Below are 23,772 nucleotides of genomic sequence, written 5' to 3'. Positions count from 1 at the left end.
ATCGTACGGCCCCCGGGGAACGGTCGTTCCCCGGGGGCCGTACGGGCAGCGGCGTCAGTGCCCGCGCGCGATCCACTCCGGCAGGGCCGGGGCCTCGGCGCCGATGGTGGTCGGGTCGCCGTGGCCGGTGCGCACCACGGTCTCGGCCGGGAGCGTCAGCAGCCGCTCGCGGATCGAGTCGACGATCGTCGGGAAGTGCGAGAACGACCGGCCGGTGGCACCGGGACCGCCCTGGAACAGGGTGTCGCCGGTGAAGACGGTGCCCAGCGCGGGCGCGTACAGGCAGACCGCGCCCGGCGCGTGGCCCGGGGTGTGCAGCACCGTCAGCTCGGTGCCCGCCACCTCGATCCGCTGGCCGTCGGCCAGTTCGCCGTCCGGCAGCCGCTCGGGGTGGGTGAGCTTCCACAGCGGCAGGTCGTCCGGGTGCAGCAGGATCGGCGCACCGGTGCGGTCGGCGAGGGCCGGGGCCGCGTCGATGTGGTCGTTGTGCGCGTGGGTGGAGACGATCGCCAGCAGCCGGCGCCCGCCGAGCGCGGCCTCGATGGCCTCGGCGTCGTGCGCGGCGTCGATCACCACCGCCTCCTCGTCGTTCCCGACGATCCAGACGTTGTTCTCCACCTCCCAGCTGCCGCCGTCGAGTTCGAAGGTCCCGGCGGTCACCAGCCGGTCGATCCGAGCGGTCACAGGATCACCACCGAGCGGAGGACGTCGCCCTGGTGCATGCGCTCGAAGGCCTGCTCCACGGCGTCCAGCCCGATGGTCTCGGTGACGAAGGCGCCGAGGTCCAGGCGGCCCTGGAGGTAGAGGTCGACGAGCATCGGGAAGTCCCGCGAGGGCAGGCAGTCGCCGTACCAGGAGGACTTCAGCGCGCCGCCGCGGCCGAAGACGTCGAGCAGCGGAAGCTCCAGCGTCATCTCCGGGGTCGGCACGCCGACCAGGACGACGGTGCCGGCCAGGTCGCGGGCGTAGAAGGCCTGCTTGTACGTCTCCGGACGGCCGACCGCCTCGACCACCACGTCCGCGCCGTTGCCGCCGGTCAGCTCGCGGATCGCCTCGACCGCGTCGGTGGTGCGGGAGTTGACGGTGTGGGTGGCGCCCAGCTTGCGGGCGGTCTCCAGCTTGCGGTCGTCGATGTCGACCGCGATGATCTTCGCCGCGCCCGCCAGCCGGGAGCCCATCACGGCCGCGCCGCCGACGCCGCCGCAGCCGATGACCGCGACCGAGTCGCCCCGGCCGACGTTGCCGGTGTTGATCGCGGCGCCGAGGCCCGCCATCACGCCGCAGCCCAGCAGGCCCGCGACGGCCGGCTCGGCCGCCGGGTCCACCTTGGTGCACTGGCCGGCCGCGACCAGGGTCTTCTCGGCGAACGCGCCGATGCCCAGCGCCGGGGACAGCTCGGTGCCGTCCAGCAGCGTCATCCGCTGCTTGGCGTTGTGGGTGTTGAAGCAGTACTGCGGGCGGCCCCGCTTGCACGCGCGACACTGGCCGCACACCGCGCGCCAGTTGAGGACCACGAAGTCACCGGGCTCGACCTCGGTGACGCCCTCGCCGACCGACTCCACGATGCCCGCGGCCTCGTGGCCGAGCAGGAACGGGAACTCGTCGTTGATGCCGCCCTCCCGGTAGTGGAGGTCGGTGTGGCAGACGCCGCACGCCTGGATCCGGACCACCGCCTCACCCGGGCCAGGGTCCGGCACCACGATCGTGGCCACCTCCACGGGCGCGCCCTTGGCGCGCGCGATGACTGCCTTGACCTGCTGGGGCATCCGATTCCACCTCCGTCTGCCGGTGCGGCTCTGCACCGGTCTGACCTGCGACAAACGACTGCAAGACGAACTGCCCACGAAGCGTATCGCCCACCCGGCCGCCCACCGGCGGAGCGCCCGGGGCGATCCGCCGCGGCACGGTGTGCTAGGGACCCGCCCCACCCGCCGACAGCCGGTCCGCCGCCGTCGCGGCGGCTCACGACCTCTCCGGTGGCACGTGCCGGCCGGGTATCCGCCGGGGCCCGGCGACAGTCCGGCGCGGCCGTGGCGATGGGGGCGCACAGGTGGCACTGAGCGCCCGTCCGTGCGCCTCGAAGTGCCCGGAAAGCACCAGCGTTGGCTGGAAGTGCCGCAGACGGGCGCCCCGCCAGCCACGTACGGTCGTAGCTGAGACGGTCCAAGCGACCACGCTCAGCACACCCGCCCCACCCGTCGGCGCGTGACCCTGCGCCGGCCGCGCCGGATGCGCACCGACCGTGCGCCCCCGCACATTTCGCGCCAGACCCCCGCAATTCCCCCCGTAGGAGCCCGACCGAACCCCGGCCCGTGTCGAGCCGCCAGCCGGCCGCATCACCCGTCCCCCGCACCATCCCCGGATTCACCCCCCGTCGGGTCGCGCCCCGCGGCCCACCGTCCTGGAGTCTGGAGTACGGATGTCCACCGAGAACAGTGCGACCAGCGCCGGCACCGCCCCGCTCCCCCCGCTGCACTGCATGCGCCGGCTCGAACCCGGCCCGCCCCGCCTCGCCGCGCTGCCCACCGGCACGCCGGTCTGGCTGGTCAGCCGGCACGCCGACGTGCGCCAGGTGCTGACCGACCCGCGGCTGGGCCGCGCCCCGCTCTACGCGCCGGACGCCCCGCCGGTCACGGTCACGCCCAACATCCTGGACGATCCCCAGAGCATGCTGAACATCGACGGCACCGAGCACCAGCGGCTGCGCCGCACCGTGCAGCGGGCCTTCACCCCGCGCGCGATCGAGCGCTGGCGGCCGTGGGTGGCCTCGGCCGTCGAGTCGCTGATCGACGAGCTGATCGACCACGGCTCCCCCGCCGACATCATCGCGGGCTACTCCCGCCCGCTGCCGGTCGCGGTGATCAGCCGGCTGATGAACCTGGACAACCTGGACAGCAAGCGGCTCGCGCACTGGAGCGACCACGCGCTCTCCGCCACCGCCTACAGCGCCGAGGCGATCGCCACCGCGATGACCGAGTTCGCCGCCTTCGGCTCCGAGGTGATCGCCCAGCGCCGGGCCGCCCCCGGCGAGGACCTGGTCAGCGGCCTGCTCGCGGCCGCCGCCGAGGACGGCTCGATCACCGAGGGCCAGCTGGTCGCGCTGGTCATCGGCCTGGTCGTGGCCGGCCACGAGACCACCATGACCAGCCTCGGCAACGCCCTGGTCTACCTGCTCCAGGACGACCGCGAGGCCTGGCAGCGGCTCGCCTCCGACGAGGCCAGCGCCGTCGCCGCGACCGAGCAGCTGCTGCGCGCCGTCCCGCTCGGCGACCCCCAGGAGCACCTGCCCGGGCTGATGCGCCGCACCGTCGAGGACGTCGAGATCGGCGGTGTGGTCATCCCGGCCGGCAGCGTGGTCGCCGCCGACGCGGCCGCCGCCAACCACGACCCGGAGATCTTCACCGGGGACCTGCGCACCGAGCTGTTCTCCCCGCTGGCCGCTCCCACCCTCACCTTCGGCGCCGGCCCGCACCACTGCCTGGGCGCCTGGCTGGCCCGGATGGAGCTGGAACTCGCCCTGCACCGGCTGGCCCGCCGGCTGCCCTCGCTGCGGCTGGCCGACCCGGTCGAGCGGATCGACTGGCGGCGTGGCCTGCTCACCCGCAGCCCGAACTCCCTGCGGGTGGTCTGGTGACGGGCCGCGCGGACACCGATCCGGTGCTCGTCCGGGTCGACCGGGACCGCTGCATCGGCTCCGGGATGTGCGCCCTCAGCGCCCCCGACTCGCTGGCCCTCGGCGCCGACGGACTGGCCGCGCCGCTGGCCGGATACGCGGACGGCGGCGCGGAGTTGACGGACGGGCTGAGCGAGGCCGTGGACTACTGCCCGGTCGAGGCGCTCAGCCTCCACTCGGCCCGCGGCGGCTACCGGATCGCCCCGGCGGAGTGACCCGGCGCCGGTGGCGCCCGACCGCGGTCGTTCGCGGCGGGCGCCGCCGGCGCGCTTCCCGAAGCCGCCAGGCCTTCCCGGCACTGTCAACCGATTAGCCGGGCTCATGGGTCGATGAGCTTATCGATCTTGTTCGGCCCCTCCGCCCGCTGGTGGGCTGGCCCCATGACAAACGCCGAAGCCCTCGCCCCACCAGCCGCCCCACCCACCGCGCACCGCTGGCCCCCGGTCCTCGCCATCGCACTCGCCACCTTCACCGTGGTGTCCTCCGAGATGATGCCGGTCGGCCTGCTCACCCCGATGTCCCACAGCCTCGGGGTCACCGACGGGGTCACCGGCCTCTCCCTCACCATCACCGGCCTGATCGCCGCCGCCCTCTCCCCCTTCGCCCCGCTGCTCGTCGGCGCGCGCGACCGCCGGACCGTCCTGGTCGCCTTCATGCTGCTGCTCGGCCTGGCCGACGCGGTCACCGCGCTGGCGCCGGACTTCGCGGTGCTGGCCGCCGGCCGCGTCCTGCTCGGCGCCGCCATGGGCATCGTCTGGGGCCTCGCCACGAGCGTCGGCCCGCGCCTCGCCGACGGCCCGCGCCTCGCGCTCACCATGACGCTGATCTTCTCCGGCGTCTCCATCGCCTCGGTCCTCGGCGTCCCGCTGGGCACCTACCTGGCCGCGCTGCTCGACTGGCGCGCCGCGTTCTGGGCGCTCGCCCTGCTCGGCGCCGCCTCCGCCGCCGTCCTCGCCGCCACCCTGCCCGCGCTGCCCGTGCACGAGCGCGGACGGCTCGGCGGACTGGCCGGCGCCCTGCGCCACCGGGGCGTCGCCGCCGGGATCGCGATCACCGCGTTCGTCGTGCTCGGACACTTCGCCGGCTACACCTACATCCGCCCGGTCCTCGAAGCCGACGCGGGCCTGAGCAGCGGCGTGATCGCCGCCTGCCTGCTGGTGTACGGACTCGCGGGCGTCGCCGGGAACTTCACCCTCGGCCCGCTGTCCGGGCGCCGCCCGAGGACCGCCGTCGCCCTCGCCCTGGCCGGCGTCGCCCTGGCCGCCGCCCTGCTCGCGTACACCGGCGGCGTCGTCACCGTCCTGCTCGTCCTGGTCGTCTGGGGCGCCTCGTACGGCGGGGTGTCGGTCTCCACCCAGGCCTGGGTCCGCACCGCCGACCCGGCCCGGATCGAGGCCTCGGCGGCGGTCTGGGCGGGCGTGTTCAACGCGGGCATCGCGCTCGGCTCCTTCGCCGGCGGACTGGTCGTCGACCGGGCCGGGAACCGCGCCGTCCTGCTCACCGCGGCCGGGCTGGCGGCCGTCGGACTGCTGATCGCCCTGCTCTCCCGGCCCGACGACCGGCGGCCCTGACGGCGGCCCGATCACCGGCCCGGCCGGCGGCCCGACCGGCCCGTCTGATTCCCCGCGGGCTCAGTCGAGGAGCCCGGCCAGCAGCTCGACGAACCCGGCCGCCAGCCGGTGCGGCCGCCGCTCGTGCTGGACCACCTCCAGCGCCGTCGGCTCCAGCCCGGGCACCGGCAGGAAGCGGATGTCCGGCCGCCGGACGTACGCCGTGCTGCGCTCGCACAGCAGCAGCCCCTGACGGGTGCCGGCCACCATCGACAGGCCCTCCTGGATGGTGGCCGCACCCGCCGGGTAGGCCAGCTCCCGCCCGCCCGGCGTCCGCCGGGGCGCCTGCGCCCACCGCCAGTACTCGGGCGCCGGGCCGCGCGGCTCGATCAGCGGCACCCCGGCCAGCTCCTCCGCGCCCACCCCGTCCGCGCCGTCCGCCCCGCCGAGGCGCCGCTCGGCGGAGACCGCCAGGTACACCGGCTGGCGGGAGAACTCCATCAGCACGTCCAGGCCCGGCTCCCGGCACGGGGCGAGCACGATCGCCAGGTCCACCTCGCCCCGGGCGAGGTGCGAGAACGGGTCCGCCCACGGCAGTTCGACCAGCTGCACCGTGCCCTCCGGCAGGCGCGCGAGCACCCGGGCGACCGGCTCGTACACCGCGCACTGGAAGCCCAGCCGCAGCGGCCGCGCGGTGGCCGCGGCGGCCCGGGCGGCGTCGTAGCCCTCCCGGAGCCGCTCGAAGGCGGGCACCACCTGCTCGGCCAGCGCCCGCCCCAGTCCGGTCAACTCGACCCGGCGGCTGGTCCGTTGGAACACCGGTGCGCCGACCCTGCTCTCCAGGCGCTTGATCAGCTGGGAGACCCGCCCCTGCGAGACGCCGAGGCGCTCCGCCGTCCGCCCGAAGTGCAACTGGTGGACGAGGACCGCGAAGCACTCCAGCTCCTGCAGCGGCAGCTCGGGCAGGACGGGAGTCCCGGAGGCTCCGGGGGCCGGCGTCGGTCGTTCCACCTCGGCAGTCTACGCGGGCCGACCGGCCGCACCGCAGGCCAGCAGGGCGCGCAGCTCGGCGGCCGGGTCGCCCTCGTGGTAGGGGCGTTCGCTCTGCTCGATGTGGTCCAGGAACTCCTGGTACCGCAGGGCGTAGGACAGGTGGTAGAGGGGCTCGGCGAGTTCGAGGGCGCGCCGCGGGTCGGAGCCGGGGGCGTGGCGCTGCCAGGCCTCCGTCCAGACCCGGACGTGGTGCTGCCAGGCCTCCTCGCCGAGGTAGGCGCGCGGGCGCAGCCCGTCCAGGGCGGGGTGGCCGAGGCAGGAGTCGGCGTAGTCGACGACCACCGTGCTCGCGCCGTCGGAGCGCCAGTTGCCGGGGTGGAAGTCGCCGTGCAGCAGCGTCTCCGGCAGGCCGCAGTCGGCGAGCCGGTCCAGCAGCCCGGGCAGGTCGGCGGCGAACGCGGCCAGTCGGTCCAGCTCCTCGGGCGTGAGGTCGGTCTCCTCGGCGAACCGGTCCGACAGGGCCGCCAGCTGGGCCGCCAGGGCGCGCGGGGTGCGGTCGCGCAGGGCGGCCAGGTCGGCCGGGCGGTCGGCGAGCGCGGCCTGGGCGGCCACGAGGCGGGGGACGACGTCGGCCACCGTCCCGGCGGACGGGTTCCAGCAGTCCTCGCCGGGGACGTGGTCGAGCAGCAGCCGGCCGGCGGAGGGGTCGGCGGCAAGGACGGTCGGGACGAGCCCGCGGTCGATGCCGCCGAGCAGCGCGATGACCTCGCCCTCGTGGGCGTTGAACGCGGGCGTCGTGGTCTTCAGCCAGGCGTCGGCGCCGGTGGCGGTGGGGAGGCGGAACAGGCCGGAGAGGTTCCAGGTCCGGATCTGCCGCGCGGGCCCGGCCGACGGACGGCCGACGGCGGCGAGCCGTGCCTCCGCCCAGTCCAGCGCCTCCCGCAGGCCGTCGGGCGTGGCCCAGGCGGCGCGGCGCTCGGCGGGGCCGAGCAGCGCGGCCGTCCCGTCGTCCGGGGCGCCGGCCGTGAGGGCGGTCGGCCGGCGCAGCGCCTCGGCGTGGTAGCGGACCCGCCCGCCGTGGCCCGGGTCCTCGCTCCGGCCTTCGACCAGGCGGGCCACCAGCACCGGCACCCCGGCCTCCTCGGTCGCCCGCGCGACCACCCCGTCCACCGAGGACCACCAGCCGACCTCCACCTCGAACGGGCCCAACTGCCCGAAGTGCTCGTCGCCGTAGGTGAGATCGACCGTCACGGTCCGGTTGCTCGCTCGCTGCATCGGAGCAGCTTCGCCCACCGGAGCGGCTCGGCGCGAACGAATTTCCGCCCGCCCGGAACGGGGCGGAGCCGCCCCACCCGGGGCTAACCTGGGCCGGTGACACGGCGATCGGGCACGGTGGTGCTGATGTGCGGTCTGCCCGGGGCGGGCAAGACCACGTATGCGATGGGCCTCGTCCGGCGGGGCTACGCGCGGCTGTCGATCGACGAGGTGGTCTGGGAGCGGCTCGGGCGGTGCGATGCCGGGCTGGTCCTGCCGCGGGCGGAGTTCGACCGGCTCAAGGACGGGATCCGCCGCGAACAGCTCGTCGAACTGGTCGAGTTGATGCGGGCCGGCCGCGATGTGGTGGTGGACTACACCTTCCGCAGCCGCACGGCCCGGGACAACTACAAGGCGCTGGTGGAGAGCCACGGCTGCCGCTGGGAGCTGGTGCACCTCAAGGCCGACCGGGCGACGCTGGAGCGCCGCCTGGCGCTCCGCAACGAGCGGGCCGGCGCCAACTCCGCCTTCGTGACCGCGGAGCTGTTCGACCACTACTTCGACAGTTTCGAGGAGCCCCGGGGCGAGGGCGAGCTGGTCCTGCCGCAGCCCCCGCCCTGAGGTCCTGAACAGGCCCTACCGGATCGCCACCGCCGTGCCGGAGACCCGCACCCGGGTGTCCTCGGCCCGCAGTTCGACCCGCAGGACGCCCGGGCGGCCCAGGTCCTCGCCCTGGTGCAGGGTGAGCACCGCCGGGGCCGTCACCGCGCCGAGCTCCCGCAGGTAGGCGCCGAAGGCGGCCGCGGCGGCGCCGGTGGCCGGGTCCTCGACCACGCCGCCGACCGGGAACGGGTCGCGGACGTGGAAGACCTCGGGGGCCTCCCGCCAGGCGAGCTGCAGGGTGGTCAGGTCGCGGGCGCGCATGTGGGCGGCGAGGCCGTCGAAGTCGTAGTCGAGCCGGGCCAGCCGCTCGCGGGTGGCGACCGGCAGGACGAGGTGGCGGGCGCCCGCGTAGGCGACGCGGGGCGGCAGGGCCGGGTCGAGGTCGGCGGCGGACCAGCCGAGCAGGGCGAGCGCCTCCGCGACGTCGGCCGCCGGCACCTCCTCGACCTTCGGCTCGACGCTGGTGAGGGTGGCGCGCAGCAGCCCGTCGGCCCCGCGCTCGACCCCGACCGGGACGTCCCCGGCCGCGGTCACGAAGACGTACCGCCCGGGGCCGACGTGCTCGGCGAGGGCGACGGCGGCGCCGACCGTCGCGTGCCCGCAGAACGGCACCTCGGCGAGCGGGCTGAAGTACCGTACGCGGTAGGCCCCTTCGGCCGGGCCGGCGGTCAGGAAGGCGGTCTCGGAGTACCCGATCTCGGCGGCGACGGCGAGCATCCGCTCGTCGGTCAGCCCGGTGGCGTCGAGCACCACGCCGGCCGGGTTGCCGCCCTCGGGGCGGGTGGCGAAGGCGGCGTAGCGGAGGATCTCAGGAGCGGCGTCGTCGGTCATGACCGGACGAACGCCTGCCGCTCGTCCGCTGTTCCCGCCCACCGGAGCACCGCTTCCCACCGGGGCGGGGCCCTCACCGCAGCACCGCCTCCAGGAAGTCCGAGCCGAGCCGGGCGCTGCCCGCCAGGTCGAGCTCGTAGAGCATGTACCGCCCGCGCCGCCGGGTCGTCAGCAGCCCGGCCTTGCGCAGCACGGCCAGGTGCCGGGACACCTCGGGCGCGCTGAGCTGCCAGGCGGAGGCCAGTTCGCCGGTGGTGTGCGGGCCGCGGGCCATGGTGCGGGCGAGGCGCAGCCGGACGGGGTGGGCGAGCGCCTCCAGGCGCTGCTGGACGAGGGCGAGCGAGACGGGCTCGGGCAGGCCGGCCTCGGCGACGGGGTACTGGAGGACGGGCCGCCAGCCGCTCGCGTGCACCACCAGCAGGTGGGGGCGGCCGAAGGCGGTCGGGATGAAGGTGACGCCCCCGGAGTCGGTGCCGCTGGTGGCGCTGTCCTGGAGCTTGTCGATGACGATCCGGCGCCGTCCGTCCCCGCCCTGGTCGAGCGTGACGGAGGGCGAGACGTCGGCGAGCGCCTCGGCGAGGCCGCGGCGGGCGAGCAGGTCGGCCTTGCGCCGGGCGTCGGCGGCGAGGTCGGGCAGGACGCGCTGCCAGGCGTCGGCGAAGAACGCGGACCGGCAGTCCTCCAGCATCCGCCGCACCAGGGCCCGGACGGCCGGCGGGTCGGCGAGCAGCCGGTCGGCGAAGGCGGCCTGCCGGGGGCCGCGGGCGAGGGCGAGTTCCCGGGCCCGCTCGTTGGCGTCCGGGTCGGTGAGCGGGGAGCCCATCCGGCGGGTGAGCCGGGAGGAGCCGCAGGTGGTGATGAGGGCGGCGGCGACGTACAGCTCGTCGTCGATCCGGTCGATGGCGTCGAGTTCCTCGTCGAGCGTGGCGCCGGGCAGGCCGGGGACGAGGAAGTCGGCGCGCGAGGAGCGCCAGAGGAAGTCGGCCTCCAGGAGCCGTTCGGACAGCTCGGGCGGGATCACGGCGGCGGTGCAGCCGGCCCAGCCGTGCAGCGCGGGGTGGTGCGCGGGCTCGGCGAGCACGTGCAGCATGGCGTTCAGCTCGCCGAGCGGGGAGGGCGTGAAGAGCAGGCGCTCGTCGGGCAGGCCGGTGATGTCGATCGTCAGGCTCATGCGCCCGCCTCTCCCCCGGCCTCCGGCCGGGGGTACCCCCGGCGCTCCGCAGGGGCATGCGCCCACACGCTGTTCCTGATGGTTCGCTCGCTCCGCTCACTCACGCGTTCGATCCTGTCACCCCGCCCGACGGCCTCCGCCGCGGATTGACGGTAAGCGTCAATCCGCGTGCCAGGCGGTCCGACCTGGGCGGACGGTACCGGCCATGAGCCTGATCCGGGAGAAGTCCGTCCACGACCACGCGGCCGCCCGCCACGGCGAGCCGCCCGCCCCGCCGATCGGCACGGGCCGCCGGGGGCCGTCCGCGCTGCTGGGCCTGCTGACCGCCGTCGGCGGGCCCCGGTACGCCGTCGCGCTGGCGGTGGACGCGGTGGGCGGCGGCCTGCTGCGGCCGTTCCTGCTGCTGTACGGCATCGGCGTGCTGCGCCTCGGCGCGGGGGCGGCCGGGCTGGCGCTGTCCGCCGGGATGGTGGCGGGCCTGCTGGTGGTGCCGCTGACCGGCCGCTGGATCGACCGCGGCGCCCGCACCCTGCCCGCCGCCGTCACCCTGCTGGTGCGGGCGGCGGGTGCGCTGGCGCTGCTGCTCGCGGACGGCCAGCCGGGGTTCACCGCGGCGGCGGTGCTGTTCGGGGTGGGCAGCCAGTCCTGGCCGACCACCCACGCGGCCGTGGTGAGCACGCTGACCGAGGGCCGGCTGCGGGACGCCGCGCTGGCCGCCGGGCGGTCGCTGCGCAACGCCGGGATGGGCGCGGGCGCGCTGCTGGCCACCGTGGCGGTGAGCGGCGGGACGGGTGTGATCCGGCTGCTGGCCGGGGTGACGGGCGCGGCCTGCCTGGTCGCGGCCGCCCTGGTGGGCTCGCTGCGGGTGCGGGCCCCGCGGCAGGAACGGCCGGCGGACACCCGGGAGCGGGCGGAGCCGCTGCGCCGGATCACCCTGCTGAGCCTCGCCAACGTGCCGTACGCGTTCTGCTTCGACGTGCTGGAGGTGGCGCTGCCCGCGCTGCTGGTGCTGCACCTGCACGCCTCGCCGGCCTGGTCCTCGGGCGTCTTCGTCGGCAACACGGTGCTGGTGATCGCCCTGCAGCTGGCGCTGGTGCTGAAGCTGGCGGACCGTTCGCGGCACACCGTGCTGGCGGCCTCGGGGGCGCTGCTGGCGGTGTCCTACCTGGCCTTCTGGGCGGTCGGCTCGCTGGGCGGCGTGCCGGGGGCGGCGGGCATCGCGGCGGTCTCGGTGCTGTACACGCTGGGCGAGATCCTCTACACCGGCTCGGGGACGGCGCTGGTGGCGTCCGTCGCCCCGCCGCAGCTGCTCGGCCGGGCGCTGGCGCGCTGGGAGCTGTCCTCGGGGGTGGGGCGGGCGGCCGCGCCGGCCGTGCTGACGGCGCTGCTGGCCGCCGGACCGGGGGCGCTGTGGGCGTCGCTCGCCGCCGCCACGGCGCTGGGGGCGCTGGCGGTGCTGCGGCTGGGCCCGCGGTGAAGGCCGTGGCCCCGACCCCGGTGGGATGATCGGCCCCATGGCTCTCACCCCGCACCAGCAGCACCTCCGCGACCGGATCATGGCCGCCGGGGTGACCGCTCCGCCGGAGCCGTGGCGGCCCGTCGGCCGGGGGATGATCGCGGTCGGCGGGCTGCTCGGCATCGGCTTCGCCGTCCACCCGGAGAGCGGGCACGACCTGGTGCTGACGGTCTCGCACAACGGCCACGGCCTGTTCGACGCGGTGACCGGCCTCAAACTGGCCCGCGACCACGAGCCCGCCGAGGACCCGGACGGCCAGGACCTCGCCTGCCCCGGCCTCGGCCAGGTCGCGGACGTGCGCATCCCGGTGGCGGGGACGTGGGGCGGCGGGCTGCACACCGCCGCCGACGGGGGCTGGCACATCGAGGTGGTCGCGCCGGAGTGGCCGCACCACCGGGTGCTGCTCGCCAGCGGCCGGGGGCCGTGGCAGGGCGAGCACGGCGAGAGCTGGTGGCTGGTCCTCGACTCCTCCTGGTCCACCTTCCGCGCGGCCGGCTTCTCCCCGACCGGCCGGACCCTCGCGGTGGCCACCAGCAGCGACCTCACGCTCTGGACCCGTGGCTAGGGCCTGTCTTCAAACTCGCGTCTGCGGGGCGACGCCGGGAGTTTGAAGACAGGCCCTAGGCCTTCCGGATGCGGACGGGCCGCGCACCGGTGATGCTGACGGCGAGGCGTGACCGGCCCGAGGAAGGACCAATCAAGCATGAGCGCACTCGACTTCGAGATCATCGACAGCCCCGACAGCTCGCTCAACAAGACCTCCGTCCTGGTCACCGGCCCGCAGGACGCGCTGCTGGTGGACGCCGGGTTCACCCGCTCCGACGGGCGCCGGCTGGTGGAACGGATCAGGGCGAGCGGCAAGGAGCTGACCACGGTCTTCGTCAGCCACGGCGACCCGGACTTCTACTTCGGCGCCCAGGAGGTCCAGGACGCCTTCCCGCGGGCCCGCTTCCTGGCCACCGCCACGACCGTCGAGCACATCCAGGAGACGTACGAGTCCAAGCTGCGCGCCTGGGCCCACCTGGGCCCGGAGCTGCCCACCCGGCTGGTGCGGCCCGAGGTGCTGCACGGGGACGAGCTGGTCTTCGAGGGCCACCGCTTCGAGCTGCGCGGCGCCGACTTCCACCTGCCGGACCGGCACTACCTCTGGCAGCACCACCACCGGGCCGTGCTGGGCGGGGTGCTGCTCTTCGAGGGGCTGCACGTGTGGACCGCCGACACCCCGACCTCCGCCCAACGGGCCGCCTGGATCGACCTGTTGGACGGTATCGAGGCGCTCCACCCGACCTGGGTGGCGGCCGGCCACCGGATCGCCGGCGCGCCCACGGACCTGAACGCCGTCGACCACACCCGGGCCTACCTGCGCGCCTTCGAGACCGAGATCGGCCGGGCCGCGGACGCGGCCGCCGCCAAGGAGGCGCTGGAGCGGCGCTTCCCGACGCTGGGGCTGCGGATCGCGGTGGACATCGGCACCAAGGTCGTCATGGGCGAGATGGCCTGGGGGTGAGCGGACGGTGATCGAGATCCCCCGGGACGTCGCCTCCTTCGCGGAGTCGCAGTCCCCCGCCGACGTGGTGCGCCGCCAGTACCTGGCCTCCGCCCGGGGCGACCTGGCCGCCCTGCGCGCCACCCTGGCCGAGGACGTGGAGTGGACCGAGATGGCCGGCTTCCCGCTGGGCGGCACCTACCGCACCCCGAAGGGCGTCACCACCAACGTGATGGAGCGGCTGGCCGCCGACTGGGACGACTGGACGGCGCACGACGACAGCTACGTGGTGGACGGCGAGGACGTCGTGGTCCTGGCCCGCTACACGGCCGTCCACAGGGCCACCGGAAAACCGCTCGCGGTGCGGGTCGCCCACCACTTCACCGTGCGCGGCGGCCGGATCGTGCGCTTCGAGCAGTTCACCGACACCGCGCTGGTCAGGGAGGCGATGACGGCCTGAGGCCCGCACGGGACCCTCGCGACGCCCGCGTTCACTCGTACGGGCGAGCGCGGCGCGGCGCGCCAGGCGCGGTCTCGACAGACCACCCGGACGGCGGCAGGCTGACCCCGACCACGGCCGGAGAACGAGGAGTCGAGCATGGCGGGCACGGACACCGGGACCACCGGAGCGGGCGGCGGGCGGCAGCGCCCGATCGTCGTCGTCGGGGCGTCCCTGGGCGGCGCGAAGGCGGCCGAGGCGCTGCGCGAGGCCGGGTACCGGGGCGGCATCGTCCTGATCGGCGAGGAGCACGAGCGCCCGTACGAGCGGCCGCCGTTGTCCAAGGGCTACCTGCAGGGCAAGACGCCCCGGGACAAGATCTACGTCCACCCGCCGCAGTGGTACGCCGAGCACGACGTCACGCTGCGGCTGGGCACGGCGGTGGCCGAGATCGACCCGGCCGGGCACACCGTGACGCTCGCCGACGACGGCCGGATCGAGTACGCCAAGCTGCTGCTGACCACCGGCTCGGTGCCGCGCCGGCTGCCGGTGCCCGGCGCGGACCAGGACGGGGTGCTCTACCTGCGCCGGGTCGAGGACAGCGACCGGATCAGGGCGGCGCTGCGGCCCGGGGCCCGGATCGCGGTGATCGGCGCGGGCTGGATCGGGCTGGAGGTGGCGGCCGCGGCCCGCGAGGCGGGCGCCGAGGTGACGGTGCTGGAGGCGCTGGAACTGCCGCTGCTGCGGGTGCTCGGCCGGGAGGTCGCCCAGGTCTTCGCGGACCTGCACCGGGAGCACGGGGTGGATCTGCGCCTCGGCGTGAAGGTGGCCGAACTGACCGGCGAGGGCGGCTCGGTGACCGGCGTGAAGCTCGCCGACGGCACGACGGTGGCGGCCGACGCGGTGGTCGTCGGCATCGGCATCGCCCCCGCCACCGGCCTCGCCGAGGCGGCCGGGCTGGAGGTCGACAACGGGATCAAGACCGACCAGCACCTGCGCACCTCGGACCCGGACGTGTACGCGGCCGGCGACGTCGCCAACGCCTACCACCCGCTGTTCGGCAGGCACGTCCGGGTCGAGCACTGGGCCAACGCGCTCAACCAGCCGCAGACCGCCGCCCGCGCGCTGCTCGGGCAGCCCGACGCGGTGTACGACCGGGTTCCCTACTTCTTCACGGATCAGTACGACCTCGGCATGGAGTACGTCGGCTACGTCGAGCCCGACGGCTACGACCGGGTGGTGTTCCGCGGCGACCCGGCCACCCGCGAGTTCATCGCGTTCTGGCTCTCCGGCGGCCGGGTGCTCGCGGGGATGAACGTCAACGTCTGGGACGTCACCGACCCGATCCGTGAACTGGTGCGCTCGGGGCGGGTGGTGGACACCAAGGCGCTGGCCGACCCGAAGGTGCCGCTCGGGGACCTGTAGGGTCCGGCCTCAGCCCACCGGGATGCCGGGGTTCACCAGCCCCCGGCCCCCGGTGACGGTGTTGCCCGCGCCGATCGTCACCGTGCACGTCGCCGCGTCGTAGTCGGTCACGTCGATCGCGTAGCGGTCCGGGCCGGTGGCGCCGGTGAGGTCGGAGCGGTTGCCCCGGAAGACGGTGCCGCAGCCCCAGCCCGGCCGGACGCTGTGGACCTGGTAGCCGTCGTCGGTGGTGCGCCGGCCGGTGTTGTTCTCGATGACGTAGCCGTTGCCCTTCACGTCGACCCAGGAGTCGTCGTAGTTGCGCCCGGTGAGGCCGTCGCCGTCGAAGGTGTTGCCGGAGACGAGGCCGCCGACGGTGCCCTCCTTGAGGTCGACGTTCTCGGCGCCGATGTTCGGGCCGAAGGTGTTCCCGGTGATCCGCACGTAGTCGCTGTGGTCGGTCAGGGTGTTGGCGGTGCCGACGTAGACGCCCTCGCCCATGCCGTCCCGGCTGAGGCCGGTGTCGTGGATGCGCGAGCCGCGCAGCGTGCCGTGGGCGCTGGAGTTGCGGAAGTGCACGCCCTCCATGGTGGTGTGGTGGACCGTCACGTCGTCGAGGACCACGTAGTCGGCGGAGTCGGCCATGATGCCCTTCTGGGCCCCGGTGACGGTCAGCCCCTGGACGGTCCAGTAGCTCGCGCCGTCGAGGTGGAGGCCGTAGCCGCCGCCGGTGGGGGTGGTGAGGACGGCCTTCGCCGAGCCGGTGAGGGTGATCCGGGCGGCGGCGGTGCCGGGGGTGGTGGCCTTGAAGGTGCCGGTGTAGGTACCGTCGGCGAGCTGGATGGTCTGGCCGGGCGCGGCGGCGGCGAGCGCGCTCTGGAGCTGCTTGGCGGTGCCGACCTTGACCACGGCCGCCGGGGCGGCGGAGTCGCTGGCCACGGCCGCGGGGGCGGCGCTGCCGAGGGTGAGGACGGTGAGCGCGGCGAGGAGAACGGGGCGCCTGGTCACGGACGGTGCTCCTTGCGGTGGTCGGGGCCGGCCGGAGGACGGGGCCGGTGGCGACAGGAACATGCCGTCGCCCAGAGTGGACTGGACCATTCCGAGGCGTCAAGAGTGCCTCCCCGCGCGATACTGGAGCCCTGGGGGAGCCCCGGACAGGGTCGGTCAAGGTCAGTCGGGGTCGGACGGGTCGGAGAGGGAGGCGGCGATGGGCGGCGGTACGGCCGGGTTCGCCGTGGTGGTGTTCGGTGCGCTGGGCGGCGTGGTCGCCTACCTCGCCGGGGTGGTCGGCCTGCGCGAACTGCGGCGGCTGCGCCGGGTCGGCGTCCCCGTGCGGGCGCTGGTGCGCGAGCGCGCCGCGGCGCCGGAGGACCGCGCGCTGCCGCCGCGGCCGCTGCTCCAGTTCGAGACCGAGGACGGCCGGGTGGTCGAGGTCTTCTCCCCCGTCCCCTCCACCGCCCGCCACCCGCTGCCGGACGGCGGCTTCGTCCCGGTCCGCTACGACCCGGCGGACCCGCGGCAGGTGCTGGTGGACGGGCGGGAGCGCGCGGGGCTGGAGTACGGGTTCCTCGCGCTCGGGGTGCTGGTGGTGCTCGGCTCGATCACCCTCGGCGCCGCGGTGCTCTGAGCGGTACGGCGCACGCGGGCGGGCGGGCCGCGCACGACCCGCCCGGCCCGCCCGACGCGCTCAGACGGTGGCCGCGGTGGTCGCCGCCACGGTGGTCGCGATGGTGACGGCGGCCATGGTGAGCTGCACGGCCCGGATCGCCTCGCGGACGGAATCGGCCGCCCCGTCACCGGCGGCGATCTCGGCGAAGCGCGGCTCGACCTGCTTGCGGGGCAGCTCGGGGAAGGCCAGCCCGTGCATCCGGGAGCCGTGCAGCAGGGCCACCAGGGCGGCGGTGCGCAGGTCCGGTTCGGCGCCGTCCAGCACCACCGCGGCCAGCCGCGCGCGCAGTTCGCGCTCCGCGCCGCCGTCCGCCTCCGGGTAGCGGCGGACCGGGAAGATGCCCAGCGCGCGGCGGCGCTCCTCGACCACCAGGCCGCGCTCGCACAGCCGCGCGACGGTGTCGGCGACCACCGTCGACCGGTCCCTGGTCAGCCAGTCGGCCGCCTTGGCCTTGCCGGAGCGGCGTCCGGCGGCCCACTCGTCGAGGCGGGCCAGCCGCCCGTCCACCAGCGGTTCGCCGGTCGGGGTGCGGTCGGTGACGGTGAGCCGGCCCTCCTCGATCGCGACCCGCTCGGCCAGCACCAGCTCGGCCAGGATGCCGCCCGCGGCGGCCCAGGCGGCGGTGGCGGCGTCCTTCGCCACGCCGGACTCGTCGTCCAGCGAGAGCAGCATCAGCTCCTCGGCGAGGGTGACGTGCATCGGGGTGTCCCTTCTTCTCGGCTTCTCGGCTTGTCGCGGCCACGCGGGCCCCAGGCGCGTAGCCCTCAGCCCCGCAGGGCGTCGACCAGGCGTCGGGCCCTGGTGTCCTCCTCCAACAACGCCCGGAGCAACCGATCAGTGCCCTGACCTGCGATGTCGGCCAGGTAGGCCTCCACCGAGCGAGGGTCGGCGGGCAGCGTCACCTCGCCGGAGTCGAGCGCGGCGTGCGCCCGGGCGTAGTCGAGGCCGAGACCGGCGAGCAGTTCGCCGGCGCCGTCCTCCTCCACCGGCCGCGGCTCGTGGCGGGCCACCTCGTGCACGGCCAGCAGGGCGAGCAGGACGTGCTCGGTGCCGGGCGTACGGCGTCCGAGGCGCTCGGCCTGGGCGTCGGCCTCCGGCCGGATCCAGGCCGCCGGACCGGACGGGCCCGGCTGCAGCAGGCGCTTCCAGCGCGGGGCCGGGTGGGCGCGGCGGGCCAGCAGCGCCTCCCGGGTGGGGCGCAGCAGCGGGTCGAGGGCACCCGGCGCGGCCGGGTCGCCCGGCGCGACCGGCGAATCCGGTAATTCCGGTGGGTACAACGAGTTCGGTGAGACCGGCGAGTCCCGCCGGTCCGGCTCCGGCACGGTCGTTTCCATCGGCCCTCCCACGACTGCGGCTTTACTCGGACTATACGCTCGCTTTTCCTTCTCTTGGGCATTTTCCGCACGTCAAGAAAGCGTCAGGACGGGGCCGGCGGCGGGCCCGGAAGACCGGGCGCCCCACCGTTGTTGCCATCTGGTGCCATCGTGAGAACCGTGCCCGCGAGAGGGGTGAGCACCATGGCCGACACGCTCCCCGGGCCGGGCCCGGTCCCCGAAGCGGAGGCGCCGCTGGACGCCTACTCCCGGGTCGTCACCTCCGTCGCCGCCGCGCTGACCCCGCGGGTCGCCGCGCTCCAGGTGCCCCGGCGCGGCCGGGGCGGCTGGTTCAGCACCGCGCTCGGCTCGGCGGTGGTCTTCACCGAGGACGGGTTCCTGCTCACCAACGCCCATGTGGTCGGCCACGCCGACGCCGGGACGCTGGCCTTCGCCGACGGCACCACCTCCCCCTTCCACACCATCGGCGCCGACCCGCTCTCCGACCTGGCCGTGCTGCGCGCCGACGGGCCCACGCCGTCGCCGGTGACGCTCGGCGAGGCGACCGGTCTGCGGGTCGGGCAGCTGGTCGTGGCCGTCGGCAACCCGCTGGGCCTGGCCGGGTCGGTCACGGCGGGCGTGGTCAGCGCGCTCGGCCGCTCGATCCCGGCCCGCTCCGGCAGCGCGGTGCGGGTCATCGACAACGTGATCCAGACCGACGCCGCGCTCAACCCGGGCAACTCCGGCGGCGCGCTGGCCACCGCGGACGGCCAGGTGGTCGGCATCACCACGGCGGTGGCCGGGAACGGGCTCGGCCTGGCCGTCCCGATCGACGCCACCAGCCGCCGGATCGTCGCCGCGCTGCTCGCCGACGGCCGGATCCGCCGCGCCTACCTCGGCCTCGCCGGGGTGCCCGCGCCCCTGCCGCCCGCCCTGCGCCACCGCACCGGACAGCCCACCGGCCTGCGGATCGTCGAGGTGGTGCCCGGCGCGCCCGCCGACCGCGCCGGGCTGCACGAGGGCGACCTGCTGCTCACCGCCGCCGGCGAGCCGATGGGCAGCGCCCAGGCCCTCCAGCACCTGATGCTGGCCGACGCGATCGGCCGCCCGCTCCCGCTCACCGTCCTGCGCGGCGAGGCCCTGGTCGACGTGCTCGCCGTCCCGGCGGAGCTGCCCGCCGACGACTGACCGGGAGCCCGGACCGTCGGCAGGGCCGGGGCCGGGACCGAGCGCCGACGGCATCCTGGTCACCTCCATACCGACATCGTGCGCGCCCTTATGTCCGGCGCCGCGACGAGGGCCGGAGCGGGGAGAAAACCGTTGGCGCCCGTGCGACCGGCGTGGTTAGGCTGACGCCGTTCCGTACCGATCGACCCGGGCTGCCGCCCGACCGGAGAGGGTGTCTTGATGTCCCGGATCGCGCCGAGTGCGCCTCGCCACCGTCCGACGACCACCGTCTGACGAGCTCGCCTGACGACCAGTCGAGGCCGCTCGGCCTGCTCTTGCTGCCACTGCACGAACCCCCCAGCAAGGAGCACCCCGGGTGTCCAGCACCTCCAGCACTCCCCCCGTTCTGAAGACCTCCACCTTCGCCTGCGCCTGGTGCGGTCTGACCGTCTCCACCTACGCCGCCGACGGCACGCGGCGCAACCACTGCCCGTCCTGCCTGCACTCGCAGCACGTCCTCGACCACGTCGAGGGCGGGCCGAGCGACTGCCTGGGCCGGATGTCGCCGATCGCCATCGCCGTGCTGCGCACCGGCGACTGGACGGTCGTCCACCGGTGCGTGCGCTGCGACGAGCTGACGTCCACCCCGGTCTGCACGGACGACAACCAGCTCGTCCTGATGCGGATGGCCGTCCGGCCGCTCGCCCAACCGCCGTTCCCGCTCGAAGCGTTCGGCACCCTCTGAAGCGCGCCCGGAAGAGGGAGGACCGAACCATGCCACGACGCAAGAACACCGGCGGCGGGGGTCGGCGGGACCGCCGCCCGCAGCGGTACAAGGACGTCCTGCACGGACAGGGCGGGCACCGGGCGCACGCCTTCCGCTGCGTGGACTGCCGGTTGGACGTCCCGCTGGACGCCCCCGGCACCGCCCACCGCAACCACTGTCCGAACTGCCTGGCCAGCCGTCATGTCGACGGCCGGACACCCGGCGACCGGGCGGCCGGCTGCGGCGGCCGGATGACGGTGCTGAGCCTGTCGGTCCGCGCCGACGGCGAGTGGATGATCATCCACCAGTGCCTGTCCTGCGGCGAGTTGAGCGCCAACCGGATCGCCGGGGACGACAACGCCCTGGCCCTGGTCCGGCTCGCGCTCAAACCCTTGCGGGACACCACCGTGGCGCACCGCACGATGCTCACGCTGTAGGCGCGCGTCCCCCGCGCGCCCCCGCGCGTCCCCGTGTCTCCGACCGGGACGTGCCTGTGACCGGGGCGCGCGGGGCGGTCGCGGCGGGCCCGTCCGTACGGGTGGGCCCGCTGTCCGAACCGTCGACCGCTCCGCGCGCCCGGCCACCTGTCCCCACCGGTTCACCGGGGGGCTCCGGATACCGGCCGGAGCCCCGGTTCCTCGGCGCGGTCCGTCCGTACGGGCGGACCGTTCACGGGCCGCGCCTCAGACCGGGCGGTCCGGGCGCAGCAGCGCCACCCGCACCGAGCGGCGCGGGAGGGCGGCGGGCAGGGCCGCCAGCAGGGCGGCGGCGGTGAACACCGCGTAGTGCCCGGCCTCCACCCACGGTCCCGCCCAGCCGAGTTCGCCGTGGTGGTGCTCGGCGAAGGCGTTGCGGCAGAGCCAGGCGGCCAGGCCGATCAGCGGCGCGGCCGCCGGCCGGGAGCGGCGGCCGACCAGGGCGCACAGCGCCAGGTAGCCGACGTACGGCAGCGGGCCCGAGTGCAGTTCGCCGAGGACGCCGAGCACCAGCGCCACTCCGCCGCCCGCGAGCAGCGCCACGCTGCCCGCGGTGCCGGCCGACAGCCGCTCCAGCACGGGGTGGTAGCGGGTGCCGCCGGGGCGGGCCGAGTACATCCGCACCGCGGACTACCGCTCCGCCGCGAGGAGTTCGGGCGCGGGCCCGACCGGCAGGTGCCAGCGGGTGCGGCGGTGCAGGGCCTCCAGGTCGTGCAGCAGCTCGGGGGCCGGGACGGTGAGCACCGGGCAGCCGGCCCGCCGGGCGCAGTAGGCGGGCACCGCGCGCCGCAGCCGGCGGCGCAGCGGGCCGCCGCTGTGGCCGAGGACCAACAGGTCGTCCGGCCGGTCGGCGATGTGCAGCAGGGCCGGGCCGGTGTCGCCGCGGACCAGCACCGGGCGCATCGGCACGCCGGGGCCGGCGCCGCCGAAGGCCGCGTCGAGGGCGTCCCGCAGCCGCTGGTCGGCGGCCTCCCGGACGGCAGCGAGCAGCGGCGGGCAGGGCGAGCGCCGGTAGCCGTGTTCGCCGCCGGGGGGCTCCCAGGCGAGCACCGGCACCAGGACGGCGCCGCGGTCGCGGGCCTCGGCGGCGCCGCGGTGCAGTGCGGCCAGGCTCCCCAGCGAGCCGCTGACCCCGACCACCACCCTGGGTGCCGCGCCGTCCTCGTGCCGCCCGTTGCCGTGCATGTTCCGTCCTCGTGTGGTCGTGTTCTCCGTCGCCCTCCAGCCAACCGCCGCGCCGGGGCTGACCTGCGCTCCTTGACGGCTTCCTGACGTCCCGGAGGGCGTTCCCAACGCGCTCCATACGCGGCCCGCCGGGTTCCCGCGCCGCCGGGACCACCCGCGTCTCACCCGTTCGGCCTACTCAGCGGGCGAAGATCACCGCCGGATGGGTGGATGGAGACGGCCCGCCGGGATTCGGCATGCCCGCCGGGCGGTTCGATGTCGAACGTTCTAGGGAGCACGGGCTTGTACTACAGCAGCGGCAACTACGAGGCGTTCGCCCGGCCGAGGAAGCCCGAGGGGGCCGACCGCAAGCGGGCCTGGTTCGTCGGGTCGGGGCTCGCTGCGCTGGCGGGGGCGGCGTTCCTGGTCCGGGACGGCCAGGTGCCCGGCGAGCGGATCACGGTCCTGGAGCGGCTGAAGCTGGCCGGCGGCGCGCTGGACGGGATCGAGGTGCCCGAGAAGGGCTTCGTGGTCCGCGGCGGGCGCGAGCTGGAGGACCACATGGAGTGCCTGTGGGACCTCTTCCGCTCGGTGCCCTCGCTGGAGGTCGAGGGCGCCTCCGTCCTCGACGAGTTCTACTGGCTCAACAAGGACGATCCCAACTTCTCGCTCCAGCGGGTCACCGAGCGGCGGGGCCAGGACGCGCGCACCGACGGCCTGTTCGCGCTCGACGACAAGGCGCAGAAGGACCTGGTCCGGGTCTTCCTCGCGACCCGGGAGGAGCTGGAGGGCAAGCGGATCGACGAGGTCTTCTCGCGGAACTTCCTGGACAGCAACTTCTGGCTGTACTGGCGCACCATGTTCGCCTTCGAGGAGTGGCACGGAGCGCTGGAGATGAAGCTCTACCTGCACCGCTTCATCCACCACATCGGCGGCCTGCCGGACCTGTCCGCGCTGAAGTTCACCAAGTACAACCAGTACGAGTCGATGGTCCTGCCGCTGACCCGCTGGCTGACGGACCAGGGCGTGCGGTTCCGCTACGAGGTCGAGGTCACCGACATCGACTTCGACCTCGCCCCCGGCAGCGACGGCTCCCCCGGCCGCAAGCAGGCCACCCGGATCCACTGGCGGGAGGCCGGCCGGGAGGGCGGGGTGGACCTCGGCCCGGACGACCTGGTGTTCACCACCATCGGCTCGCTCACCGAGAACTCCGACGACGGCGACCAGCACACCCCGGCCCGGCTGGACGAGGGCCCCGCCCCGGCCTGGGACCTGTGGCGCCGGATCGCCGCCAAGGACCCGGCCTTCGGCCGCCCCGAGGTGTTCTGCGGCAACATCCCGGAGAGCAAGTGGGAGTCGGCGACCGTCACCACCCTGGACCCGCGCATCCCGCGCTACATCCAGAAGGTCGCCCGGCGCGACCCGTTCGGCGGCGGGGTGGTCACCGGCGGCATCGTCACCGCCCGGGACTCCTCCTGGCTGCTGAGCTGGACGGTCAACCGCCAGCCGCACTTCAAGCAGCAGCCCGCCGACCGGATCGTGGTCTGGGTCTACTCGCTGTTCGTCGACCGACCCGGCGACTTCGTGAAGAAGCCGATGCAGGACTGCACGGGTGAGGAGATCACCCAGGAGTGGCTGTACCACCTGGGCGTCCCGGTCGGCGAGATCCCCGACCTGGCCGCGAACGCCGCCCGCTGCGTGCCGGTGATGATGCCGTACGTGACGTCCTTCTTCCTGCCCCGGCACGCGGGCGACCGGCCGGACGTGGTGCCGGAGGGCGCCGTCAACTTCGCCTTCATCGGCCAGTTCGCGGAGACCACCCGGGACTGCGTCTTCACCACCGAGTACTCCGTGCGCACCGGCATGGAGGCCGTCTACCGGCTGCTCGACGTCGAGCGCGGCGTGCCCGAGGTGTTCAACTCCACCTACGACGTGCGCAAGCTGCTCGCCGCCACCACCCGGCTCCGGGACGGCGCCGAACTCGACCTGCCCGGGCCGGAGTTCCTGCGCAAGCGGCTGCTGCGCCGGCTGGAGGCCACCGAGATCGGCGAGCTGATGCAGGAGTTCGGGCTGATCGAGGACGAGCGGAGGTAGCCGGAGCGCACTGACGGCGGTGGGGGGGGGGGCCCGGGCCCCCCCCCCCCCCCGCCCCCCCCCCCCCCCCCCCCCCCCCCCCCCCCCCAGTAAATTGGAAAAATGAAAAAAAACCAATTTGTGGACAGAGGACAAAGGGGAAC

Annotated in this window: 25 protein-coding genes; 14 read left to right on the top strand and 11 right to left on the bottom strand. The window is 75.2% G+C overall.

What is annotated here, in order from left to right; translation table 11 throughout:
* Positions 1 to 54: 54 nt before the first annotated feature.
* Positions 55 to 684, bottom strand: coding sequence for an MBL fold metallo-hydrolase (locus ACFVXH_RS33720; protein ID WP_117492917.1), 630 nt, complete (start codon positions 682 to 684; stop codon positions 55 to 57).
* Positions 681 to 1,766 (bottom strand): S-(hydroxymethyl)mycothiol dehydrogenase, encoded by a 1,086-nt coding sequence (locus ACFVXH_RS33715; protein WP_074005727.1) that lies wholly within the window; start codon positions 1,764 to 1,766, stop codon positions 681 to 683. The genes ACFVXH_RS33720 and ACFVXH_RS33715 overlap by 4 nt, the downstream gene beginning before the upstream one ends.
* Positions 1,767 to 2,419: 653 nt before the next feature.
* Between ACFVXH_RS33715 and ACFVXH_RS33710 the strand changes: the two genes are divergently transcribed.
* The 3 genes from ACFVXH_RS33710 (at position 2,420) to ACFVXH_RS33700 (ending at position 5,244) form a co-directional block, all read left to right on the top strand.
* Positions 2,420 to 3,634, top strand: a complete 1,215-nt coding sequence (locus ACFVXH_RS33710) for a cytochrome P450 (RefSeq protein ID WP_387829669.1) — start codon at positions 2,420 to 2,422, stop codon at positions 3,632 to 3,634.
* Positions 3,631 to 3,888 (top strand): ferredoxin, encoded by a 258-nt coding sequence (locus ACFVXH_RS33705; RefSeq protein WP_074005728.1) that lies wholly within the window; start codon positions 3,631 to 3,633, stop codon positions 3,886 to 3,888. Before ACFVXH_RS33710 ends, ACFVXH_RS33705 begins: the two co-directional genes overlap by 4 nt.
* Positions 3,889 to 4,053: 165 nt before the next feature.
* Entirely contained in the window at positions 4,054 to 5,244 is a 1,191-nt protein-coding gene (locus ACFVXH_RS33700) for an MFS transporter (protein ID WP_387829667.1), read from the top strand.
* 60 nt (positions 5,245 to 5,304) lie between these two features.
* Here ACFVXH_RS33700 and ACFVXH_RS33695 read toward each other — a convergent pair whose 3' ends face one another.
* Both ACFVXH_RS33695 and ACFVXH_RS33690 read right to left on the bottom strand, forming a co-directional pair.
* Positions 5,305 to 6,234: a LysR family transcriptional regulator gene (locus tag ACFVXH_RS33695; RefSeq protein ID WP_387829665.1), complete on the bottom strand. Its 930-nt coding sequence runs from the start codon at positions 6,232 to 6,234 to the stop codon at positions 5,305 to 5,307.
* Between the two features lie 9 nt (positions 6,235 to 6,243).
* Positions 6,244 to 7,491 carry an aminoglycoside phosphotransferase family protein gene (locus ACFVXH_RS33690; protein WP_387829663.1) on the bottom strand — a complete coding sequence of 416 codons (1,248 nt, stop codon included), beginning with the start codon at positions 7,489 to 7,491 and terminating at the stop codon, positions 6,244 to 6,246.
* A gap of 96 nt (positions 7,492 to 7,587) precedes the next feature.
* On the opposite strand from ACFVXH_RS33690, the gene ACFVXH_RS33685 reads away from it, so the two are divergent.
* Positions 7,588 to 8,091: an AAA family ATPase gene (locus ACFVXH_RS33685; protein ID WP_387829661.1), complete on the top strand. Its 504-nt coding sequence runs from the start codon at positions 7,588 to 7,590 to the stop codon at positions 8,089 to 8,091.
* A 15-nt stretch (positions 8,092 to 8,106) separates the two neighbouring features.
* Here the strand turns inward: ACFVXH_RS33685 and ACFVXH_RS33680 are convergent, their stop codons facing one another.
* Together ACFVXH_RS33680 and ACFVXH_RS33675 are read right to left on the bottom strand one after the other, a co-directional pair.
* Positions 8,107 to 8,964, bottom strand: a complete 858-nt coding sequence (locus ACFVXH_RS33680) for a PhzF family phenazine biosynthesis protein (RefSeq protein WP_049660217.1) — start codon at positions 8,962 to 8,964, stop codon at positions 8,107 to 8,109.
* A 73-nt stretch (positions 8,965 to 9,037) separates the two neighbouring features.
* Positions 9,038 to 10,135 (bottom strand): DUF5937 family protein, encoded by a 1,098-nt coding sequence (locus ACFVXH_RS33675; RefSeq protein ID WP_074005731.1) that lies wholly within the window; start codon positions 10,133 to 10,135, stop codon positions 9,038 to 9,040.
* Between the two features lie 205 nt (positions 10,136 to 10,340).
* Between ACFVXH_RS33675 and ACFVXH_RS33670 the strand changes: the two genes are divergently transcribed.
* The 5 genes from ACFVXH_RS33670 (at position 10,341) to ACFVXH_RS33650 (ending at position 15,001) form a co-directional block, all read left to right on the top strand.
* On the top strand, positions 10,341 to 11,612 hold the full coding sequence (locus ACFVXH_RS33670; RefSeq protein ID WP_387829658.1) for an MFS transporter: 1,272 nt from the start codon (positions 10,341 to 10,343) through the stop codon (positions 11,610 to 11,612).
* 37 nt (positions 11,613 to 11,649) lie between these two features.
* A complete protein-coding gene (locus ACFVXH_RS33665; protein WP_387829656.1) occupies positions 11,650 to 12,216 on the top strand; it encodes a hypothetical protein in 567 nt (188 codons plus the stop codon).
* 138 nt (positions 12,217 to 12,354) lie between these two features.
* Positions 12,355 to 13,158 (top strand): MBL fold metallo-hydrolase, encoded by an 804-nt coding sequence (locus tag ACFVXH_RS33660; protein WP_049655396.1) that lies wholly within the window; start codon positions 12,355 to 12,357, stop codon positions 13,156 to 13,158.
* Positions 13,159 to 13,165: 7 nt separating this feature from the next.
* Positions 13,166 to 13,597: a nuclear transport factor 2 family protein gene (locus tag ACFVXH_RS33655; RefSeq protein WP_369808330.1), complete on the top strand. Its 432-nt coding sequence runs from the start codon at positions 13,166 to 13,168 to the stop codon at positions 13,595 to 13,597.
* A 138-nt stretch (positions 13,598 to 13,735) separates the two neighbouring features.
* Positions 13,736 to 15,001 carry an NAD(P)/FAD-dependent oxidoreductase gene (locus tag ACFVXH_RS33650; RefSeq protein ID WP_387829654.1) on the top strand — a complete coding sequence of 422 codons (1,266 nt, stop codon included), beginning with the start codon at positions 13,736 to 13,738 and terminating at the stop codon, positions 14,999 to 15,001.
* A 9-nt stretch (positions 15,002 to 15,010) separates the two neighbouring features.
* On the opposite strand, the gene ACFVXH_RS33645 is transcribed toward ACFVXH_RS33650, so the two are convergent.
* Positions 15,011 to 15,988 (bottom strand): right-handed parallel beta-helix repeat-containing protein, encoded by a 978-nt coding sequence (locus tag ACFVXH_RS33645; protein WP_049655402.1) that lies wholly within the window; start codon positions 15,986 to 15,988, stop codon positions 15,011 to 15,013.
* Positions 15,989 to 16,187: 199 nt separating this feature from the next.
* Between ACFVXH_RS33645 and ACFVXH_RS33640 the strand changes: the two genes are divergently transcribed.
* Positions 16,188 to 16,607, top strand: coding sequence for a DUF3592 domain-containing protein (locus tag ACFVXH_RS33640; RefSeq protein ID WP_117492909.1), 420 nt, complete (start codon positions 16,188 to 16,190; stop codon positions 16,605 to 16,607).
* Positions 16,608 to 16,667: 60 nt separating this feature from the next.
* On the opposite strand, the gene ACFVXH_RS33635 is transcribed toward ACFVXH_RS33640, so the two are convergent.
* Together ACFVXH_RS33635 and ACFVXH_RS33630 are read right to left on the bottom strand one after the other, a co-directional pair.
* Positions 16,668 to 17,348: a GPP34 family phosphoprotein gene (locus ACFVXH_RS33635; protein WP_387829651.1), complete on the bottom strand. Its 681-nt coding sequence runs from the start codon at positions 17,346 to 17,348 to the stop codon at positions 16,668 to 16,670.
* A 65-nt stretch (positions 17,349 to 17,413) separates the two neighbouring features.
* Positions 17,414 to 17,983 carry a Clp protease N-terminal domain-containing protein gene (locus ACFVXH_RS33630; protein WP_387829650.1) on the bottom strand — a complete coding sequence of 190 codons (570 nt, stop codon included), beginning with the start codon at positions 17,981 to 17,983 and terminating at the stop codon, positions 17,414 to 17,416.
* A 183-nt stretch (positions 17,984 to 18,166) separates the two neighbouring features.
* Here ACFVXH_RS33630 and ACFVXH_RS33625 point away from each other — a divergent pair, with 183 nt between their 5' ends.
* The 3 genes from ACFVXH_RS33625 (at position 18,167) to ACFVXH_RS33615 (ending at position 20,332) form a co-directional block, all read left to right on the top strand.
* Entirely contained in the window at positions 18,167 to 19,150 is a 984-nt protein-coding gene (locus tag ACFVXH_RS33625; RefSeq protein WP_387829648.1) for a S1C family serine protease, read from the top strand.
* A gap of 355 nt (positions 19,151 to 19,505) precedes the next feature.
* Complete coding sequence (locus ACFVXH_RS33620) at positions 19,506 to 19,874, top strand: RNHCP domain-containing protein (RefSeq protein ID WP_049655414.1); 369 nt, start codon at positions 19,506 to 19,508, stop codon at positions 19,872 to 19,874.
* A 29-nt stretch (positions 19,875 to 19,903) separates the two neighbouring features.
* Positions 19,904 to 20,332, top strand: coding sequence for an RNHCP domain-containing protein (locus tag ACFVXH_RS33615; RefSeq protein WP_074005737.1), 429 nt, complete (start codon positions 19,904 to 19,906; stop codon positions 20,330 to 20,332).
* Between the two features lie 246 nt (positions 20,333 to 20,578).
* On the opposite strand, the gene ACFVXH_RS33610 is transcribed toward ACFVXH_RS33615, so the two are convergent.
* Together ACFVXH_RS33610 and ACFVXH_RS33605 are read right to left on the bottom strand one after the other, a co-directional pair.
* On the bottom strand, positions 20,579 to 20,995 hold the full coding sequence (locus ACFVXH_RS33610; protein WP_143204713.1) for a hypothetical protein: 417 nt from the start codon (positions 20,993 to 20,995) through the stop codon (positions 20,579 to 20,581).
* A gap of 6 nt (positions 20,996 to 21,001) precedes the next feature.
* A complete protein-coding gene (locus ACFVXH_RS33605) occupies positions 21,002 to 21,556 on the bottom strand; it encodes a universal stress protein (RefSeq protein ID WP_387829645.1) in 555 nt (184 codons plus the stop codon).
* A gap of 282 nt (positions 21,557 to 21,838) precedes the next feature.
* On the opposite strand from ACFVXH_RS33605, the gene ACFVXH_RS33600 reads away from it, so the two are divergent.
* Positions 21,839 to 23,629, top strand: a complete 1,791-nt coding sequence (locus tag ACFVXH_RS33600; RefSeq protein ID WP_074005739.1) for an oleate hydratase — start codon at positions 21,839 to 21,841, stop codon at positions 23,627 to 23,629.
* The last annotated feature ends 143 nt before the right edge of the window (positions 23,630 to 23,772 follow it).

Origin of the sequence: Kitasatospora sp. NPDC058184 (assembly GCF_042883725.1) — a bacterium.
Taxonomy (GTDB): Bacteria; Actinomycetota; Actinomycetes; order Streptomycetales; family Streptomycetaceae; genus Kitasatospora.
This window is presented reverse-complemented; position numbering and strand designations above follow the sequence as displayed.

Bases quoted from the DNA above. Each gene is read 5' to 3' on its own strand.
- ACFVXH_RS33715 (WP_074005727.1), bottom strand. From the start codon at position 1,766: ATGCCCCAGCAGGTCAAGGCAGTCATCGCGCGCGCCAAGGGCGCGCCC.
- ACFVXH_RS33710 (WP_387829669.1), top strand. From the start codon at position 2,420: ATGTCCACCGAGAACAGTGCGACCAGCGCCGGCACCGCCCCGCTCCCC.
- ACFVXH_RS33700 (WP_387829667.1), top strand. From the start codon at position 4,054: ATGACAAACGCCGAAGCCCTCGCCCCACCAGCCGCCCCACCCACCGCG.
- ACFVXH_RS33690 (WP_387829663.1), bottom strand. From the start codon at position 7,491: ATGCAGCGAGCGAGCAACCGGACCGTGACGGTCGATCTCACCTACGGC.
- ACFVXH_RS33680 (WP_049660217.1), bottom strand. From the start codon at position 8,964: ATGACCGACGACGCCGCTCCTGAGATCCTCCGCTACGCCGCCTTCGCC.
- ACFVXH_RS33675 (WP_074005731.1), bottom strand. From the start codon at position 10,135: ATGAGCCTGACGATCGACATCACCGGCCTGCCCGACGAGCGCCTGCTC.
- ACFVXH_RS33670 (WP_387829658.1), top strand. From the start codon at position 10,341: ATGAGCCTGATCCGGGAGAAGTCCGTCCACGACCACGCGGCCGCCCGC.
- ACFVXH_RS33665 (WP_387829656.1), top strand. From the start codon at position 11,650: ATGGCTCTCACCCCGCACCAGCAGCACCTCCGCGACCGGATCATGGCC.
- ACFVXH_RS33660 (WP_049655396.1), top strand. From the start codon at position 12,355: ATGAGCGCACTCGACTTCGAGATCATCGACAGCCCCGACAGCTCGCTC.
- ACFVXH_RS33650 (WP_387829654.1), top strand. From the start codon at position 13,736: ATGGCGGGCACGGACACCGGGACCACCGGAGCGGGCGGCGGGCGGCAG.
- ACFVXH_RS33640 (WP_117492909.1), top strand. From the start codon at position 16,188: ATGGGCGGCGGTACGGCCGGGTTCGCCGTGGTGGTGTTCGGTGCGCTG.
- ACFVXH_RS33635 (WP_387829651.1), bottom strand. From the start codon at position 17,348: ATGCACGTCACCCTCGCCGAGGAGCTGATGCTGCTCTCGCTGGACGAC.
- ACFVXH_RS33630 (WP_387829650.1), bottom strand. From the start codon at position 17,983: ATGGAAACGACCGTGCCGGAGCCGGACCGGCGGGACTCGCCGGTCTCA.
- ACFVXH_RS33625 (WP_387829648.1), top strand. From the start codon at position 18,167: ATGGCCGACACGCTCCCCGGGCCGGGCCCGGTCCCCGAAGCGGAGGCG.
- ACFVXH_RS33615 (WP_074005737.1), top strand. From the start codon at position 19,904: ATGCCACGACGCAAGAACACCGGCGGCGGGGGTCGGCGGGACCGCCGC.
- ACFVXH_RS33605 (WP_387829645.1), bottom strand. From the start codon at position 21,556: ATGCACGGCAACGGGCGGCACGAGGACGGCGCGGCACCCAGGGTGGTG.